The 17,006-nt window shown below is 65.7% G+C and carries 22 protein-coding genes; 17 read left to right on the top strand and 5 right to left on the bottom strand.

Annotated elements, in window-relative coordinates; all coding sequences use genetic code 11:
* Positions 1–27 precede the first annotated feature (27 nt).
* On the top strand, positions 28–363 hold the full coding sequence (locus ABZ412_RS26705) for an MmcQ/YjbR family DNA-binding protein (protein ID WP_357285126.1): 336 nt from the start codon (positions 28–30) through the stop codon (positions 361–363).
* A 20-nt stretch (positions 364–383) separates the two neighbouring features.
* On the opposite strand, the gene ABZ412_RS26710 is transcribed toward ABZ412_RS26705, so the two are convergent.
* Both ABZ412_RS26710 and ABZ412_RS26715 read right to left on the bottom strand, forming a co-directional pair.
* The gene (locus ABZ412_RS26710; RefSeq protein WP_357285129.1) at positions 384–2,420 is read right to left on the bottom strand and encodes a M13 family metallopeptidase; all 2,037 of its coding nucleotides are present in this window, start codon (positions 2,418–2,420) and stop codon (positions 384–386) included.
* Positions 2,421–2,497: 77 nt separating this feature from the next.
* The gene (locus ABZ412_RS26715) at positions 2,498–4,546 is read right to left on the bottom strand and encodes a M13 family metallopeptidase (protein ID WP_357285131.1); all 2,049 of its coding nucleotides are present in this window, start codon (positions 4,544–4,546) and stop codon (positions 2,498–2,500) included.
* Positions 4,547–4,848: 302 nt separating this feature from the next.
* Between ABZ412_RS26715 and rplN the strand changes: the two genes are divergently transcribed.
* The 6 genes from rplN to ABZ412_RS26745 all read left to right on the top strand — a co-directional run bounded on the left by rplN (position 4,849) and on the right by ABZ412_RS26745 (position 7,068).
* Positions 4,849–5,217, top strand: coding sequence for a 50S ribosomal protein L14 (gene rplN / locus ABZ412_RS26720; RefSeq protein ID WP_033090674.1), 369 nt, complete (start codon positions 4,849–4,851; stop codon positions 5,215–5,217).
* 2 nt (positions 5,218–5,219) lie between these two features.
* The gene (gene rplX / locus ABZ412_RS26725) at positions 5,220–5,534 is read left to right on the top strand and encodes a 50S ribosomal protein L24 (protein WP_357089127.1); all 315 of its coding nucleotides are present in this window, start codon (positions 5,220–5,222) and stop codon (positions 5,532–5,534) included.
* 1 nt (position 5,535) lies between these two features.
* Positions 5,536–6,102, top strand: a complete 567-nt coding sequence (gene rplE, locus ABZ412_RS26730) for a 50S ribosomal protein L5 (RefSeq protein WP_120741133.1) — start codon at positions 5,536–5,538, stop codon at positions 6,100–6,102.
* A gap of 3 nt (positions 6,103–6,105) precedes the next feature.
* On the top strand, positions 6,106–6,291 hold the full coding sequence (locus tag ABZ412_RS26735; protein WP_029923637.1) for a type Z 30S ribosomal protein S14: 186 nt from the start codon (positions 6,106–6,108) through the stop codon (positions 6,289–6,291).
* A gap of 151 nt (positions 6,292–6,442) precedes the next feature.
* Positions 6,443–6,652: a type II toxin-antitoxin system VapB family antitoxin gene (locus ABZ412_RS26740; protein ID WP_357285135.1), complete on the top strand. Its 210-nt coding sequence runs from the start codon at positions 6,443–6,445 to the stop codon at positions 6,650–6,652.
* Entirely contained in the window at positions 6,649–7,068 is a 420-nt protein-coding gene (locus ABZ412_RS26745) for a PIN domain nuclease (RefSeq protein ID WP_357285138.1), read from the top strand. Before ABZ412_RS26740 ends, ABZ412_RS26745 begins: the two co-directional genes overlap by 4 nt.
* Positions 7,069–7,601: 533 nt before the next feature.
* Here ABZ412_RS26745 and ABZ412_RS26750 read toward each other — a convergent pair.
* Positions 7,602–8,210, bottom strand: a complete 609-nt coding sequence (locus ABZ412_RS26750; protein ID WP_357285141.1) for a hypothetical protein — start codon at positions 8,208–8,210, stop codon at positions 7,602–7,604.
* A 420-nt stretch (positions 8,211–8,630) separates the two neighbouring features.
* Between ABZ412_RS26750 and ABZ412_RS26755 the strand changes: the two genes are divergently transcribed.
* A complete protein-coding gene (locus ABZ412_RS26755) occupies positions 8,631–10,235 on the top strand; it encodes an alpha/beta fold hydrolase (protein ID WP_357285144.1) in 1,605 nt (534 codons plus the stop codon).
* A gap of 157 nt (positions 10,236–10,392) precedes the next feature.
* Here ABZ412_RS26755 and ABZ412_RS26760 read toward each other — a convergent pair whose 3' ends face one another.
* Positions 10,393–10,866, bottom strand: coding sequence for an SRPBCC family protein (locus tag ABZ412_RS26760; RefSeq protein ID WP_357285147.1), 474 nt, complete (start codon positions 10,864–10,866; stop codon positions 10,393–10,395).
* Positions 10,867–10,958: 92 nt separating this feature from the next.
* On the bottom strand, positions 10,959–11,489 hold the full coding sequence (locus ABZ412_RS26765) for a hypothetical protein (RefSeq protein ID WP_357285149.1): 531 nt from the start codon (positions 11,487–11,489) through the stop codon (positions 10,959–10,961).
* A gap of 402 nt (positions 11,490–11,891) precedes the next feature.
* Between ABZ412_RS26765 and ABZ412_RS26770 the strand changes: the two genes are divergently transcribed.
* The 9 genes from ABZ412_RS26770 to rplO all read left to right on the top strand — a co-directional run bounded on the left by ABZ412_RS26770 (position 11,892) and on the right by rplO (position 16,957).
* Positions 11,892–12,644, top strand: a complete 753-nt coding sequence (locus ABZ412_RS26770) for a helix-turn-helix transcriptional regulator (protein WP_357285152.1) — start codon at positions 11,892–11,894, stop codon at positions 12,642–12,644.
* Between the two features lie 73 nt (positions 12,645–12,717).
* Positions 12,718–13,179: a PPOX class F420-dependent oxidoreductase gene (locus ABZ412_RS26775; RefSeq protein WP_357285155.1), complete on the top strand. Its 462-nt coding sequence runs from the start codon at positions 12,718–12,720 to the stop codon at positions 13,177–13,179.
* Between the two features lie 109 nt (positions 13,180–13,288).
* Positions 13,289–14,056, top strand: a complete 768-nt coding sequence (locus tag ABZ412_RS26780) for a hypothetical protein (RefSeq protein ID WP_357285157.1) — start codon at positions 13,289–13,291, stop codon at positions 14,054–14,056.
* 231 nt (positions 14,057–14,287) lie between these two features.
* Positions 14,288–14,686, top strand: a complete 399-nt coding sequence (gene rpsH / locus ABZ412_RS26785) for a 30S ribosomal protein S8 (RefSeq protein WP_213558035.1) — start codon at positions 14,288–14,290, stop codon at positions 14,684–14,686.
* Positions 14,687–14,700: 14 nt separating this feature from the next.
* Entirely contained in the window at positions 14,701–15,240 is a 540-nt protein-coding gene (rplF, locus tag ABZ412_RS26790; RefSeq protein WP_033087353.1) for a 50S ribosomal protein L6, read from the top strand.
* A 3-nt stretch (positions 15,241–15,243) separates the two neighbouring features.
* On the top strand, positions 15,244–15,651 hold the full coding sequence (rplR, locus tag ABZ412_RS26795) for a 50S ribosomal protein L18 (protein ID WP_357089108.1): 408 nt from the start codon (positions 15,244–15,246) through the stop codon (positions 15,649–15,651).
* Between the two features lie 31 nt (positions 15,652–15,682).
* Positions 15,683–16,330, top strand: a complete 648-nt coding sequence (gene rpsE / locus ABZ412_RS26800; protein ID WP_357285161.1) for a 30S ribosomal protein S5 — start codon at positions 15,683–15,685, stop codon at positions 16,328–16,330.
* A 1-nt stretch (position 16,331) separates the two neighbouring features.
* On the top strand, positions 16,332–16,511 hold the full coding sequence (gene rpmD / locus ABZ412_RS26805) for a 50S ribosomal protein L30 (RefSeq protein WP_157388589.1): 180 nt from the start codon (positions 16,332–16,334) through the stop codon (positions 16,509–16,511).
* Positions 16,512–16,513: 2 nt separating this feature from the next.
* Positions 16,514–16,957, top strand: a complete 444-nt coding sequence (gene rplO, locus ABZ412_RS26810; protein ID WP_357285164.1) for a 50S ribosomal protein L15 — start codon at positions 16,514–16,516, stop codon at positions 16,955–16,957.
* The last annotated feature ends 49 nt before the right edge of the window (positions 16,958–17,006 follow it).

Below are 17,006 nucleotides of genomic sequence, written 5' to 3' on the forward strand. Positions count from 1 at the left end.
TCGGACCCGCCTGGGAGGATCGATCACATGACGGTGACCGGGGATGATGTTCGGGCGGTGGCGCTTTCGCTGGCGCGCACCGCCGAGCAGTTCGAATGGCAGATGCCGACCTTCCGGGTCGCGGGGAAACTGTTCCTGACCCTGCCGGAGAACGAGACCTCGATGGCCGTCCGGTGCCCGATCGCCGACCGCGACGAACTGGTGCGGGCCGAGCCGGACAAGTTCTGGATCGCCCCGCACGAGGCGGGCAACGCCTGGGTCCGGGTTCGCCTGGCGGCCTTGGACGATCGCGACGAACTGGAGGCCATCGTCACCGACTCGTGGCGGCAGGCCGCGCCCCGGGAGTTGACGGACCCGGCCTGAGCGGCCGGGTCCCGCGCGGGTCAGAAGGTGACGCGCTGGTCCTCGGGCAGGAAGAGCTTGTCGCCGGAGGTGACGCCGAACGTGCCGTAGAACTCCGGCAGGTTGCGGACCACCTGGTTGCAGCGGAATTCGTCGGGGGAGTGGGTGTCGGAGAGACCCTCGGCGGTGAGCTCGGGGGTCTGCTTCGCACGCCAGCCCCGGGCCCAGGACAGGAACATGGTGCGGTAATCCGGGTTGTCGTTGCCCGCGCGCTTCTCGGCGAGCCGGTAGGCGGCCAGGGCGATCTGGAGTCCGCGCAGGTCGGCCAGGTTCTCGCCGAGCGTGAGTTTGCCGTTCACCTTGTTCTCGGGCGACACCCCTTCGGGCACCAGGCCGTCGTACTGGGCGACCACCTTGGCCGCGCGGGCTTCGAAGGCGGCCTTGTCCTCCGGGGTCCACCAGTCCCGCAGGTTGCCGTCGCCGTCGTATTTACGGCCCTGATCGTCGAACCCGTGACCGATCTCGTGGCCGATGGTCGCGCCGACCGCGCCGAAGTTCACCGCCGGCTGCGCGTCGTTGTCGAAGTACGGCGGCTGCAGATACGCGGCGGGGAAGACGATCTCGTTGTTGGGCGGCGAGTAATACGCGTTGACGGTCTGCGGGCTCATACCCCACTCGGACTTGTCGACCGGCGTGCCGAGCCGGTCCCAGTCCTTCTTGTTGTTGAAAGCGTTGATGGCGAGCAGGGATTGGACGAGCTTGCCGCGGGTGACGGTCAGCTTCGAGTAATCGTCCCACTTGTCCGGGTACCCGATCTTGACTCGCATCTTGTCCAGTTTGGCCAGGGCCGCGTCCCGGGTGGGCTGCGTCATCCAGGCCGAGGCGCGGAAGTTCTCCCGGTAGGCGTTCAGCAGATCGTCCACCATCCGCTTGACCTCGTCCTTGGCCGAGGCCGGGAAGTGCTTGTCCACATACAGCTTCCCCAGCGATTCCGGCAGCGAGGAGTTCACCAGGTTGACGCCGTATTTCCAGCGCTCCTGCCGCTCCTGCTGTCCGCGCATGACCCGCCCGGCGAACTGGAAGTAGGCGTCGTTGATCGCGATCGGCAGGTAGGGCGCGTAGGCGCGAACCACCGACAGCTTCAGATAGTCGCGCCAGATCGCGATATCGGTGTCGGCCCAGATCTGCCCGGCCGCGGTGATGTAGGACGGCTGCGCGACAATCACTTCCGCGAACAGGTCCTTGGGCCGGTCGGTGCATCCGGCCAGCCACGGCTCGAAGTCGAAGCCGCGGCCGAGTTCGGTCAGCTGCTGCCAGGTCATGCGGTTGTAGGAGGCGTCGGCGTCGCGGCGGCGCACCCGATCCCAGAAGACGGCCGCGATGCGGGTCTCCAGGTCGAGGATCCGCTGCGCCATTCCGCTCGGATCGGCGAACCCGGCGCCCTTCGCGATCGCTTCCAGGTAGACCCGATACCCCTTCAGCTTCTCGGCGTACTGCGGTTTGCTGTAGTAGTCCTCCTCCAGCCCGAGCCCGGACTGCGAGATCCCGGGGATGTAGGCGTTGGAGTTCTTGCGGTCGATGCTGACGCCGATCCCGATCAGCCCGCCGATCGGCAACGCGCCCATCACCTTCGCCAGATCGGGCTTGGTCGCGGCCTTGTCGACCTGGTCGAACAGCTCCTGCAGCGGCGACATCCCGAGTTTCTCGACGGTGTCCCAGTCGACGCGCGCGTCGTAGAGGTCGCGGATCTTCTGCGCGTCCGAACCCGGTTCCGGGTCCTTGATCCCGTCGATGATCTCCCGCAACTGGTTCAGCGTGCGCTCGTTGGCCTCGCTGACCGCACCGAAGGCGGGCTTGTCCGGCGGCAGCTGGTACTCGCGCAGCCACTTGCCGTTGACGTACCGGTACAGGTCGTCCTGTACCCGGACCGCCTCGTCGGCTCCCGAAAGATCCGGTCCCGTCAACGTTTTCGCCGTCGAATCCTTGCTGCAGGACGCCAAGGCGGCCGCGGCCGGAACCAGCCCGAGGGCGATCAGGAATGCGCGGCGATCCAAGCGCGCCGAACCCGACGAAGTCACAGGCACTACCTCTCGTGAAGCTGCGATACCGACGCGAGGCTACCGGGGAAGGCAGCCTCGCGCGGGATGTCGCGAGCTCAGAGGGTGACGCGCTGGTCCGGCGGCAGGTACGCCTTGTCGCCTTCCTTCACGTCGTAGGTGCTGTAGAACTCGCCGAGATTGCGCACCACCTGGTTGCACCGGAATTCCGCCGGCGAGTGCGGATCATTGGCGAGCTGCCGTTCGAGCGACTCGTCGGTCATCTTGGTCCGCCAGGTCCGGCCCCAGGATTCGAACATCGGCTTGTAGTCGGGCGTCGCGGTCCCTGCGCGCTCCCGCACCATGCGGTACGCGGCCAGCGAGATCTCCAGTCCGCGCAGGTCGGCCAGGTTCTCGCCGACGGTGAGCTCACCGTTCACATGCTGATCGGCGGGCAGTCCCTCCGGCACCAGCACGTTGTACTGCGCGATGAGCTGCGCGGTCTTGGCCTGGAAGGCGGCCTTGTCCGCCGGGGTCCACCAGTCCTTCAGATTGCCGTCCCCGTCGTACTTCGCGCCCTGATCGTCGAAACCGTGCCCGATCTCGTGGCCGATGACCGCGCCGCCCGCACCGTAGTTCACCGCGGGCTCGGCGTTCGGGTCGAAGAACGGCGGCTGCAGGAACGCCGCGGGGAAGACGATCTCATTGCCGCTGGGGTTGTAGTAGGCGTTCACGATCTGCGGCGGCATACCCCACTCCGATTTGTCCACAGGCGTCCCCAGCCGGTCGAACATGCGCTTGGCCTCGAAGGCCGCGGAGGCGCGCAGGGATTCGACCAGGCGGTCGCGGGTGACGGTGAGCTTGCCGTAGTCCTTCCATTTGTCCGGGTAGCCGATCTTGGCGTCGATCTTCTCCAGCTTGGCGATGGCCGCCTCCCGGGTGGGCTGCGTCATCCAGGTCGAGTTCTTGAAGTTGTCCCGGTAGGCCGCCCGCAGATCGTCGACCATCTCCAGCGCCCGCTTCTTGGCCTCGGGCGGGAAGTGCTTGTCCACGTAGAGTTTTCCGAGCGCCTCGCCGATCACCTCGTTGACCGTGGACACCGCGGTCTTCCACGGTTCGGGCCGCTGCTGCAGGCCCGCCATCTCCCGGCCGAAGAAGTCGAAGTTCGGGTCGGCGATGGCCTTGGGCAGATAGGTGGCGAAGCCGCGCACCAGCGCCAGCTTCAGATATTCACGCCAGGCGGGGATGTCGACCTCGGCCCACAGCTGTGCGGCACCCGTGACGAACGACGGCTCGTCCACATTGACCTTGCCGAACAGGTCCTTGGGCCGGTCGGTGGTACCCGCCAGCCAAGGGTCCCAATCGAATTGCGGCCCCAGCGCGGTCAGCTCCGCCCACGTCTTCAGGTTGTAGGTGGCGTCGGTGTCGCGCAGTTTCACATTGTTCCAATGGAATCCGGCGATCCGTTTCTCCAGGTCGACCACCCGGTCGGCCAGGGCGGTGGGGTCGGCGAACCCGGCGCCGGCCGCGATGCGCTGCATATAGGTCCGGTACTTGGCGAGCTTGTCGGCGTTCTCGGGCTTGCGGTAGTACTGCTCGTCCAGCCCGAGCCCGGCCTGCGAGACCCCGGGCAGGTAGGCGTTGGAGTCCTTCGGGTCGGGCCCCACCCCGATCCCGATCAATCCGACCCCGGGCAGCGAACCCATCACCCTGGCGAGGTCGGCCTTGGTCGCGGCCCGGTCGATCTGCTCGAACAGATCGTTGAGCGGCGTGATGCCGAGCTGTTCGATGATGTCCTTGTCGATGCGCCCGTCGTAGAGGTCGCGGATCTTCTGCGCGTCGGTTCCGCCCTCCGGGTCGTGGATGCCCTCGATGATCTCCTTGAGCTGCTGTTCCACCCGTTCCTGCACCTCGTCGAAGGTGCCGAAGGACACCTTGTCCGGCGGCAGCTGGTACTCGCGTAGCCATTTCCCGTTGACGAACCGGTACAGGTCGTCCTGCGGCCGGATCGCCGGATCCGATCCGGCCATGTCGGGCCCGATGAGCGTGGCCGGTTTCCCGGCATTGGCGTCGTTCTTGTTGCAGGAGGCCAGCACGGCCGCGGCGGGCACCAGTCCCAGCGCGATCAGGAAGCCACGGCGGTCGAGAACAGAACGCTCGGAAGTCAACGCGAATCTCCTCTACCGGATAATCGGGATAGCTCGTACGTTGCTCGGGCCGACGCTAGCGGACCCGGCTGAGGAACCCCTGAATCCGCGCCGAACCCCCTGATTTGGGTAGGACCTGGGCCTTCGTTAGACTGTTGCGGTTGCCTGCGGGAGCTATGCCCGCACTTCGGCCGCGAACCCACAGTGGTTGTTCTCCCAGTTTGGTGAAAAACCGCTGGCAGGCGCGCGTCGCAGGGCAACTGACCATGCCCGTCGGGTCGGCAATCCGGCGTGCATTTCGTCCAGGTCTAGGAGGAGCTGAAGTGATTCAGCAGGAGTCGCGACTGCGCGTCGCCGACAACACGGGTGCGAAGGAAATCCTCTGCATCCGCGTGCTCGGTGGTTCGTCGCGTCGCTATGCCGGCATCGGTGACATCATCGTCGCCACTGTCAAGGACGCCATCCCCGGCGGCAACGTCAAGAAGGGCGAGGTCGTCAAGGCCGTCGTCGTGCGCACCGTCAAGGAGCGTCGTCGCCCGGATGGCTCGTACATCAAGTTCGACGAGAACGCCGCGGTGCTCATCAAGGCGGACAACGATCCGCGTGGCACCCGCATCTTCGGCCCGGTCGGCCGTGAGCTGCGTGAGAAGCGCTTCATGAAGATCGTCTCGCTGGCCCCGGAGGTGCTGTAACCATGAAGGTGCACAAGGGCGACACGGTCATCGTGATCTCGGGCAAGGACAAGGGCGCCAAGGGCAAGGTCATCCAGGCCTTCCCGGCGACCGGCAAGGTCCTCGTCGAGGGCGTGAACCGCATCAAGAAGCACGTCGCGGATTCCGCGAACCAGCGTGGCGCCAGCTCGGGCGGCATCGTCACCCAGGAAGCGCCGATCCAGGCCTCCAACGTGATGGTCGTCGACTCCGACGGCAAGCCGACCCGCGTGGGCTACCGCACCGATGAGAACGGCAAGCGGGTCCGCATCTCCCGTCGCAACGGGAAGGACATCTGAGATGACTTCTACCGAGAACAAGGTTCAGCCCCGCCTGAAGACCCGCTACCGCGAGGAAATCAAGCCGGCCCTGAACAACGAGTTCAACTACGCCAACGTGATGCAGATCCCGGGCGTCGTGAAGGTCGTCGTGAACATGGGTGTCGGCGACGCCGCCCGTGACGCGAAGCTGATCAACGGCGCGGTCGCCGACCTCACCCTGATCACCGGCCAGAAGCCCGAGATCCGCAAGGCCACCAAGTCCATCGCGCAGTTCAAGCTGCGTGAGGGCATGCCGATCGGCGCGAAGGTCACCCTGCGCGGCGACCGGATGTGGGAGTTCCTGGACCGTCTGATCTCGATCGCGCTTCCGCGTATCCGCGACTTCCGCGGTCTCTCGCCGAAGCAGTTCGACGGCCACGGCAACTACACCTTCGGTCTCTCCGAGCAGTCGATGTTCCACGAGATCGACGTCGACAAGATCGACCGTCCGCGTGGTATGGACATCACCGTGGTGACCACCGCGACCAACAACGAAGAAGGCCGCGCGCTGCTCAAGCACCTCGGCTTCCCGTTCAAGGAGAACTGATCCATGGCTAAGAAGGCTCTGATCAACAAGGCCAACGCCAAGCCGAAGTTCGCGGTGCGCGCCTACACCCGCTGCCAGCGCTGCGGTCGTCCGCACGCTGTGTACCGCAAGTTCGGCCTGTGCCGCGTGTGCCTGCGCGAGATGGCCCACCGCGGCGAGCTCCCGGGCGTCCACAAGTCGTCCTGGTGAGCCGAAGCTCCTCGTGAGCTGACAACTCCACACCCGAAGGCCCCCACCGTGATTCGTCCCGGTGGGGGCCTTCGGCGTTCGGCGCCCACCTGCGGCCGATATCCGGTATATTTGGGTCGGCTATTACATATATCAATGGGAGGTGGTCTCGATGTCCAAACTGCTGATCGACGTCGATGACGAGGCGCTCGCGGAGGCGCAGCGCCTGCTGGGCACCGCCACCAAGAAGGACACTGTGAACGCGGCTCTGATCGAAGTCGCGAAGCGGATCAAGCGCGCCAAGGCACTGGCCGAGCTAGTCGAGATGGCCGAGCGAGGTGACTTCGACTATCTGCTCGACAAGCAGGGGTATCGCTCGTGATCGAATACCTGATCGATACGTCCGCAGTCGGGCGCCTGCTCCTGAATCCCTCGATCCGTAAGGCATGGGACGAGCCGCTCAACGCGGGGTTGATCGCCATCTGCGACGCGGTCGAGCTGGAATTGCTGTACGGCGCGACCTCTCTAGCTGATCGTCTGCGCAAGAAAGAACTGTTCGATGGATTGTTCGGTTGGGTTGTCACGCCCGCCGCCGCGTGGCAGCGGGCGCACCGCATTCAGCAATCCCTCACCGAGTCCGGTCGGCATCGCAGTGCCGGGGTGGTAGATCTCCTGGTATCGGTAACCGCCTCCGCCCACAACCTCACAATCCTCCACTACGACCATGATTTCGAGACCGTCGCCGGCGTGACCGGCCAACCAACGCAATGGATTTCAACGCCCGGATCGGTTTCCTGAGCCCCCTGTGATCGGGGGATCCAGTGGGAAGGGATAGCCGGATCTGGGAACGCTGACTCAGTACGGCAGGTGAGGGTGCAGGCCGAGGCATCGGAATCCGTAGCCAAGCTGCTCGTAATCGCCTCGTCGTCCGGCTTCCGGGGTCTGTAACTCCGGGGCGGTCACCTGGAGCCGCCGCAGTGGTCCGGGTTCGAGGTCGGTGTGGATCGCGAAATCCAGGCGATCCTCGCCAGCCAAAATACTGAACTGCGGTGGTGATTGGTACGGTGGTCAGGATCGCCTGTCTGGGTCAGCAAGAAGACTTGATACAGCCTATCGCCCCAGCCGAGTTGACGAGATGTATCGATCACCGCGGCGAGTCCCCGGGCTCCCACACGTCGTCCTGGTGACTCACCGGTCCTGGTGACCTAGTAGCACCGAACCCGAAGGCCCCCGCCGAGTTCCGATTCGGCGGGGGCCTTCGGCATTGTCGTCGACCCCTATTTCTCGCAGCTCTTCCCTGACCAGTTGACCCCTTACTCACCTGCCAGTGATCACGGCTGGGCGGTGACCCACGCTGTTACGGCGTCGAGGAACTCCGGGCCGCCTGTGATGTATCCGCCGATGGTTGCACCGATCAGCGCGCCCACGGGAATGGTGAGCCCCCACAACAGGAACACGCACGCCCCGAGGAGGCCGCCCACAATGGCACCGGTGACGACGCCGGGCAGGTTTTTGTCGATCTGTTCCTTCAGGCGGTCGTAGGAGCTGATGTTCTTCAGTTGCGCCGTATCTTCCGCCGTTGGGGTCGGTGTCAGCGTCAAGGTGCGGCCGTCCGCACCGATGTGCTGCACGAGCGGAATCGAACGCCCCTCGACGGTGAACCGTTGCGGCATTTCGGTCCTCGCCGCTCCGTTGCCGGACTCGAGCACCACCGCGCCGTTCCGCTCCATCTCGAACTTGCCATTCTGAACGGTGGTCGTGATGACCTTGTCAACCGGCGAAATGGTGATCTGGTAGACGATTTCATGATCCAGACCGGAAATCATGTCCGCCGCAGCCGGCTGCTCGGCGACGGCCGGCTCTGCATGGGCGGTTGCCGCAGTAATGCCCACGGCCGAGATGGCCATGAAAACGACAGCGGTGATCTTCTCGAACTTCACTCTTCGAATCCCTCCACTCAGCTGCCCCTGATGGGGCGGACCGCACCAGACCTTAGGCGTCGAATTCGCCGGTGTGTGGTACGCCACACGCAGTCGGACACCTTACTCGCCGGCGGTGTCCGGAAATGCTGAACCGCTCGGATTTGGTCGTTGCCGCGCCCGGCGCACCAAATATGACGATTTATCCGAAAAGGGTGATTATGGGCAGGGTTTCGGATGTGTTGGGGGTGGTACCGTTTTCGGCGCGACTTTTCGCCTGGCCGGCCATTGCGTGATCGGAAGCTACACTCGGTTCGCCAACCCACCGCGAAATACGTGGCCGAGGCCGCGGAATTCCGTGGGTTTCCCGGAATTGCCCGGATTTACGATTGACCCGGACTGATTTCTGCGCGGCTGGATGGTTGGCGGCGGTGGCTCCCGGTGCGATTCGATCTCGACTTGCTGAAAGGTCTTGTCCTCGTGGGTGTTGGAGATCCGTATTCGATAGCGTCCCCTGAGCGTCGCTCCCGAAGTTCGCTGAATGATGTGCGGGGTGTTGTCGCGGCGGTGATCGTCGCCGTACTCGCGGTCACGGTGGCCTCTGCTTCGGGTGTTGCCGGCGCTGAACCGGGAGATCCGTTGGCGCGCTTTCATCAGCAACATCTCGACTGGCGTACCTGCGAGGACGCGCCCCTGACGGCGGAGGGCGCGGCCTGCACGGATGTCACTGTGCCACTCGATTACGGCAGGCCGGACGGGCCGAGCATCACCATTGCGGTCTCGCGGATCCCGGCCCGCGACGTGGCACACCGTCGCGGTGTGCTGCTGACCAACTCGGGCGGACCGGGCACGCCTGGGCTCGATGCGTTCGATCTCGTCGGTGATGTTCTCGAACCGGATGTGCTGAGCCGCTATGACCTGATCGGATTCGACCCGCGGGGAGTCGCCCGGTCCGGGCGGCACCAGCGGTGCGGATGGCCGGTCGCCGGCTCGATCCGCTCGGCCGGTGTCGGGTTCCCCGGGTTCGTCTCCGAAACAGTCCTGCAGGCACAGCTGGCCGCCGATTGCCTGGTGGGCGATCGGGACTGGATGCGGCAGCTCAGCACTCGCAACACCGCCCGCGACATGGACGTGATCCGTGCCGCACTGAGTGAGGACCGCATCAGCTATTACGGCGTGTCATACGGGACCTATCTGGGTGCGGTCTACGCCCAACTGTTCCCCGATCGATCCGATCGCATGGTGCTCGACAGTGTCATCGATCCGCGGCGCTACTGGCTGGGGTTGCAGCAGGACTGGGGGCCGGCGGTGGAAGCGGCCTTCGACGACTGGGCCGACTGGGCCGCCGCTCGTGACCAGCAGTACCACCTCGGCGACTCCGCGACCGCGGTACGTCGTGGAGTCGAGGACCTGATCGACCGTGCGTCGCTGTCGCCGATCGTGGTCGAGGGCTTCGGTTTCGACGATCATCTCCTGCCGAACCTGCTGTGGACGATGTTGCGGGACGCGCGATTGAACGAGGCTCTGGCGTCATCGGTACGGGCCGTCACCGACGCGGCCGACGGACGCACGCCGCAGGTGCCCCCACAGCTGCACCAGCAGATCGAGGCCGAGAAGCAAGGTGAAGATTCGGTTATGGTGCAGATCTGGTGTGCGGACGCACCGATGCCCGCCGACCCCGCCTGGTATTGGAACGCGATCCAGGCGGCGCGTCCGAGCCAGCCGATCTTCGCCGCGCTGGCCAACAATATTCAACCCTGCGCATTCTGGTCACCGCCCCCGGAACCGCCCACCGTGGTCGACAACGCCGTGCCCGCACTGATCCTGCAGGCCGCCGGCGACAACCGGACGCCCTACCCCCATGCCGTAGCGCTCCACCAGCAAATGTCGGGGTCACGCTTGATCACCTTGATCGACACCAGGATCCACATGGTGCTGCGACCGGGTCTGAGCACCTGCATCCTCGACACCACCAACCGCTACTTCGGCGATGGAACCTTCCCGGCGGAAGACCGCACCTGCGCGCCCACCACACCACTCGAGTAGACACGTATATCCGGGCCATACAGCACGATTCGCGTCCGACTGCGGCGATGGGGGGCCCGGCGCCCGGCTCCCCCCGGGGAACTGAGCGGCTCCAAAGACGAAGTCCCCCAAGGAGATATGTCTCCGGTCGGGGACTTCGGCGTTGTGCCGCAGGCGGTCACAGGCCGGCGGCTACCTCCTGCAGCTGCGCCATCCCGATCGGCGCGAATTCCGCCATCCCCGAGGCCGCCATGCCGTCCCGATCCGCGACGGACTGGAACACCGACAGCGCCGTCACCCGCGTCTTGCCGTCTTCCTCCTCGAAGGTGACCGATTCCAGGCACACGTGTCCGGGCGTGCCGTCGAACTCGAAGGTGTTCACGATCCGGTCGGCGCCGACCTCGTGGTAGACGCCGCGGAATCCGTACTCGTTGCCCGCGGGATCGACATGCACGATGTGCCACGATCCGCCCGTCACCGGCTCGAACCGCTCGACTTTGCTGGTGAGCTCGCGCGGCCCCCACCAGCGCACCATCAGGTCCGCTTCGGTGTAGGCGCGGTAGACGGCGGCCTTGGGCGCGTCGATCAGGGCGACGGTGGTGGCCACATGGCTGTCGGGTTCGGCGGTGAAGGTGGTTTCCGGGTTGCTCATCGTCTTGTCCTGTCTCCCGAGTTTCTCGATCCCGGGCCGCGTGGGTGCGGCCTCGAAACATTGGACGACGCGAACCACTCGAATTAATCGCTTCAGCTGCCGCCGCTGGGGAGATGCCCGCCGAATCCGCCGCGCAATACCCGGCCGCCGGACGTGGGAACGCCGCGGTCGAGGACGCGGCCGGCGGTGGGCCGGATGAAGCTGCCCAGGGCCAGGCCCACGACCGCGCCGACGGCGGGGTAGATCAGCGCCGAGGAATGATGCAGCCAGAAGCGGGAATACGTGTCCTCGTCGGCGTCGCACAGGTCATCGTCGACCCGGACGTTGGTTTCCGGATCCAGGCAGATCGCCACATCGGTCGGTTCGATATCCGCGGAGGTGGTGGTCGGGGCCGGTGTGGTGGCGGCCGGGACCGTGGTGGTCGGGGGCGCTGCGGCGGTCGTCGGCCGCAGGGTCGTGAGGGCGGTCGGCGGCAGGGAGGTGCTCGGGGCCGCACGCTCGGAGGGGGCGGCGACGCACCCACTCGATACCAACGCGGCCGCCACCGTCGCCGGTAGCAGATACGACACCCGCAGTGAGCGCTTGCGCGGTGCAGCGGTTGGCGTCCCCATCTTTCCGGGCATGAGCCGGTCCTTCCCCCATAGGCAGACCGGGGAGCCTAGCAGTGCCGGGCGGGCGCGCATCGATTCCGGCCGAGACCGGCTCGGCGATGACCGATTGCCCGGCCGATTCGAATCGGACATCGGTGCGGCTACTTTCGATCCGCCCGAGACTCGACCGTAAGGCCCCCATCGAGATTCGTCCCGGTGGGGGCCTTCGGCGTTCAGGTCCCCGTTGACCCGCACGATTCGGGGACGACCTGACCCTCCCCTCCAATGACGGCCAGGGCGCCACCGAGGGTCAATCCTGTCAATCGGCCGATCCCAGGAGCAAGATCAGGAGCTATCCCAACCTGGTGGTAGCGTCGTGCGCTCTACCCCCAATGTGGGGGACCTCGATCTCGCACGGCCGCAAAGGGTTCACACATGCACTTCGACAATGGGGCCGACGTCGAAATGCCGACGCTGGCGGCATTCGTGAAGCGCATGCGGCTGCGCCGCGGCTGGACGCAGCGTGAGTTCGCACAGCACGCCCACCTCGGTATCGGCACCGTGCAGAAGCTCGAGCAGGGCGACAAGGTCAGCGTGGGGGATCGCGCGCTGTCGGCGCTGGCCGACGCCGTCTGCGACAACGAGCACGAGCGTGAGCATTTGCGGGCCTTGGGCGGTCGCCCCGGCTTCGCGCTGGGCGGGGCCGCGTCGTCCGCCGACATGTCGGCGCTGCTCGATCAGCTCACCTCGATTCCCGCTGCGTGGGTGGTGGATTGGGGCGTGGTCGCCGCGAACGACCGTTATCGCCACCTCATGCCCGGTATCGACGAGGCGCCCAGTATCGCCCACTGGCTGTTCGGGGACCCGCGTTCGAGGATGGTGTTGCCGGACTGGCAGACCGAGGCCGCGTACATGGTGGGTATCCTGCGTCATTACTACGTCGCCGCACCGAGTGTCGGAGCCACCGGCGACACCGGCGTCACCGCCCGCATCGTCCGTGAGCTGGCGGCCCGCCACCCGGATTTCCGCCGCGTCTGGGCCACTGGCGACGTCTACGTCCGCCGCCCCGAGAGCGACCGCCGGGTCTGGACCCCGGCGGACGCCACGATGACAGCCTGGCGCGAATCCCTGATCCCCGCCGCCTCGGGTTGGCTGGCCATGTGCTTCCCCACCACCCCCGCGACCTGATCTTCGAAGATTCCCGAACGGCGGCCGTCGGCGACCTACACTCGAGATCGCTCGAGTGGAAGGACGCACAGGCATGCCGGTCGAAGTTGTTGGGGACGTTCGCAAATGGCTCGAGGAGCCCCGTTTCTGGACGGTCGGCACCTTGAACGAGGACGGCTCTCCCCAGCTGACCCCCATGTGGGTCGGCCTCGAAACCGTCGACGGCACAGAGCACATCGTGATGAACACCTCCGTAGGCCGCATCAAGGAACAGAACCTCCGCCGCGACCCCCGCCTCTCCCTGTCCAGCTTCGACCCGGGCCAGCCCTACGACCGAGTCGAAATCCGCGGCCGCGCAGTAGGATTCATCGAGGGGCAAGAAGCGGTCCACATCATGGACCGCTTGGCGCAGAAGTACCTGAACGCCGAAACCTTCCCCTGGCTGATCGACGGCGAGACCCGGGTCGCGGTCCTCATCCAGCCCGACCGCATCCACCGCACCGTCGGCGTCGAGCCCTTCCGCCCGGGAATCCTCCCCGACGGCCGGGTCCTGTAACCCGCTGGCGCCCGCGCGGATTGGCCGTCGCGGGACCGGCGCGCTACCGTGACGACTCGTCGGAAATGACGGGTTTCAAATCGGGGGTGGGTTCCGTATGCGCTGGATCGTGGCCGCGGCGGCCGTCTTACTGGCGTTGTTCACCGGCGGGTGCGGGCTGATCGACAGCTCCGCGAATGGTGTCAGCCAGGGGGACTGTCTGAAGAAGAGCGGGGACGAGGGGTTCGACGAGGTGTCGTGTTCCTCGTCGGATGCCGGGTTCGTGGTGCTCGACCGGGCGGGGAGCGACAAGCCGCACAACCGGTGCGTGGATGTGCCGGGTACCGAGTACGTATATACGGACAAGGGCAGTGGGTCGATCTGCGTCGGGATCAAGGGCGCCGACCCGGCTCGCGCGGCGAATGCGGCTCAGAAGGGTGACTGTCTCACCGACACCAAGGGCAGTGCTGTGCAGAAGGTGGCGTGCACCGATGCGACCGCTGTCTACCGTGTCCTGGCTCGTCCCGACGGCTCGGAGTTCATGACGGATTCGGCGTGCAAGAACGTCGCGGGCACGCAGACCACCTACAGCTACCTGCTCGAGGCGAAGAAGGGCATCGGCGCGTTCGGGACGGGCATCGTATTCTGTTTGATCGCAAAGGATTCCGACGCGACCCGCACGATCGACAATGCGAAGGTCGGCGACTGCCTGAAGAAGACCGGCGCCAATGACGTCGAGATCACCGGCTGCACCGCGCCCGACGCGAGGTACAAGATCCTCAGCTCGGTGCTGGACAAATCCTTGTGTGATCGCGTCGCGGGCTCCATCGCCAGCTACTCCTATCAACAGGCCGGCGAGATCATGCCGAAGGTCTACTGCCTCGGGTCGCCCCGTTGATGTGACGCGGACCTCGATTTGGTCGCTGATCAGGGGTTGTCTACACTAGACCGGTTGCTCGGGCACAGCTGTGTCCGCACGCGTTCTCGCGTGCGGCGTTGCTCCGCAGCACAAGCGATTCATCCGGTCGGGCGTTCCCGGCTGGACCGCCCCGAATTGTCGTAGGCCCACGACCGCCGATCTCAGACGGTGCTGAATGGGAACCGCGGCAGGAAGGTACCGGTCAAACACATGACCATGACTGATCCCATCGCAGACTTCTTGACCCGTCTGCGCAACGCCAACTCGGCGTACCACGATCAGGTGAAGGCGCCGCACTCGAAGCTCAAGGTGAACATCGCCGAGATCCTCAAGCGCGAGGGCTACATCGCCGACTTCCGCGTCGAAGATGCGCCCGTCGGCAAGAACCTGATCGTCGACCTGAAGTACGGCCCGAGCCGTGAGCGCTCCCTGCAGGGTGTGCGCCGCGTGTCGAAGCCGGGCCTCCGGGTTTACGCGAAGTCCACCAACCTGCCCAAGGTGCTCGGCGGCCTCGGCGTGGCGATTATCTCCACGTCCTCCGGTCTGCTCACTGACCGTCAGGCCAAGCAGCAGGGCGTGGGCGGCGAAGTCCTCGCCTACGTCTGGTAAGGGAGGTAGGAACAATGTCGCGTATCGGTAAGAAGCCGATCCCGGTTCCCGCCGGCGTCGAGGTGACCATCGACGGCCAGAACGTGACGGTCAAGGGTTCCAAGGGCACCCTGTCCCACGTTGTCGCCGAGCCGATCACCGTCGCCCGGGCTGAGTCCGGTGAGCTCGAGGTCGTTCGTCCGAACGACGAGCGTCAGAACCGCTCGCTGCACGGCCTGACCCGCACCCTGATCAGCAACATGATCGAGGGCGTCACCAAGGGTTACGAGAAGAAGATGGAAATCTTCGGCGTCGGTTACCGTGTCGCCGCCAAGGGCTCGAACCTCGAGTTCGCCCTGGGCTACAGCCACCCGGTTCCGGTCGACGCCCCCGAGGGCATCACCTTCGCGGTGGAGTCCCCGACCAAGTTCTCGGTGTCCGGCATCGACAAGCAGAAGGTCGGCCAGATCGCCGCGGTGATCCACGGCCTGCGTAAGCCCGATCCGTACAAGGGCAAGGGCATCCGCTACGCCGGCGAGGTCGTTCGCCGCAAGGTCGGAAAGACGGGTAAGTAAGCCATGGCACAAACCGAAAAGCAGAAGGCCGCTCGTAAGCCGATCGGCAAGGACGCCTCGACCTCGCGCCGCCTGTCGAAGACGCGTCGTCACTTCCGTCTGCGCAAGAAGGTCGTCGGCACCACCGAGCGTCCGCGCCTGGTGGTCAACCGCTCCGCGCGCCACCTGCACGCCCAGCTGATCGACGATTCGGCCGGCAAGACCATTGCCGCCGCGTCGACCATCGAGGCCGATGTGCGCGCGCTCGAGGGTGACAAGTCCGCCAAGGGCGCCAAGGTCGGCGAGCTCATCGCCGCCCGCGCCAAGGCTGCCGGCGTCGAGGCGGTCGTGTTCGACCGTGGTGGTCACGACTACCACGGCCGTATCGCGGCTCTCGCCGATGCCGCCCGTGAAGGTGGGCTGAAGTTCTGATGATCAACACTGCGAACGAAGGGAACGTCTGATGCCGGGACGTCAGCGGCGTGACGGCGGAAGCAACGGTCCCGCCGGACAGAACAGTGGCAGCGACAACCGCGATCAGCGTGGTGGCGGTCGCGACCGCCGCGGCGGTAGCGATCGCCGGGACAATGCCGCCGAGAAGAACCAGCTCGAGCGCGTCGTCGCGATCAACCGTGTCTCCAAGGTCGTGAAGGGTGGTCGTCGCTTCAGCTTCACCGCCCTCGTGATCGTCGGTGACGGCAACGGTCTCGTCGGCGTCGGCTACGGCAAGGCCAAGGAAGTTCCCGCGGCCATCCAGAAGGGTGTCGAAGAGGCTCGCAAGAACTTCTTCCGCGTTCCGATGATCGGCTCCACGGTCACCCACCCGGTTCAGGGTGAGGCGGCTGCCGGTGTCGTCATGCTGCGTCCGGCTTCGCCCGGTACCGGTGTGATCGCCGGTGGCGCGTGCCGTGCCGTTCTGGAGTGCGCCGGCATCCATGATGTTCTGGCCAAGTCGCTCGGTAGCGACAACGCCATCAACGTCGTGCACGCCACGGTTGCGGCTCTGAAGATGCTGCAGCGTCCCGAAGAGGTCGCGGCCCGTCGTGGCCTGCCGATCGAGGACGTGGCCCCGGCCGGCATGCTGCGTGCGCGCGCGGGACAGGGAGTCTGATATGGCACAGCTGAAAGTGACCCAGGTCAAGTCCAGCATCGGCGCCAAGGCGAATCAGCGGGACTCGCTGCGCACCCTCGGGCTGCGCGGCATCCGCAAGGTTGTGGTGCGTGAGGACAACGCGCAGAACCGTGGCCTGATCAACGTCGTGCGCCACCTCGTGGAAGTTGAGGAGGTCTAAGCATGACCATCAAGTTGCACCACCTGCGTCCTGCCCCGGGTGCCAAGACCGAGAAGACCCGTGTGGGTCGCGGTGAGGGCTCCAAGGGTAAGACCGCGGGCCGCGGTACCAAGGGTACGAAGGCTCGCAAGAACGTCCCCGTCCGCTTCGAGGGCGGTCAGATGCCGATTCACATGCGTCTGCCCAAGCTCAAGGGCTTCACCAACCCGTTCCGCACCGAGTACCAGGTCGTGAACGTCGGTGACATCGCCCGCGTGTTCCCTCAGGGCGGAACCATCGGCAAGGCCGAGCTGGTCGCCAACGGCCTCGTTCGCAAGAACGAGCTCGTGAAGGTGCTCGGCGAGGGCGAAATCGCTGTGGCCGTGCAGGTTTCGGCCGACAAGTTCTCCGGCTCCGCCAAGGAGAAGATCGCCGCAGCGGGTGGCACTGCCACCGAGCTGGCCTGACGGTAACCTGAAGTAGCAACGGCACCGGGCGAGTCGCGAGCTCGCCCGG

This window comes from Nocardia sp. NPDC005746 (assembly GCF_040630785.1).
GTDB lineage: Bacteria > Actinomycetota > Actinomycetes > Mycobacteriales > Mycobacteriaceae > Nocardia.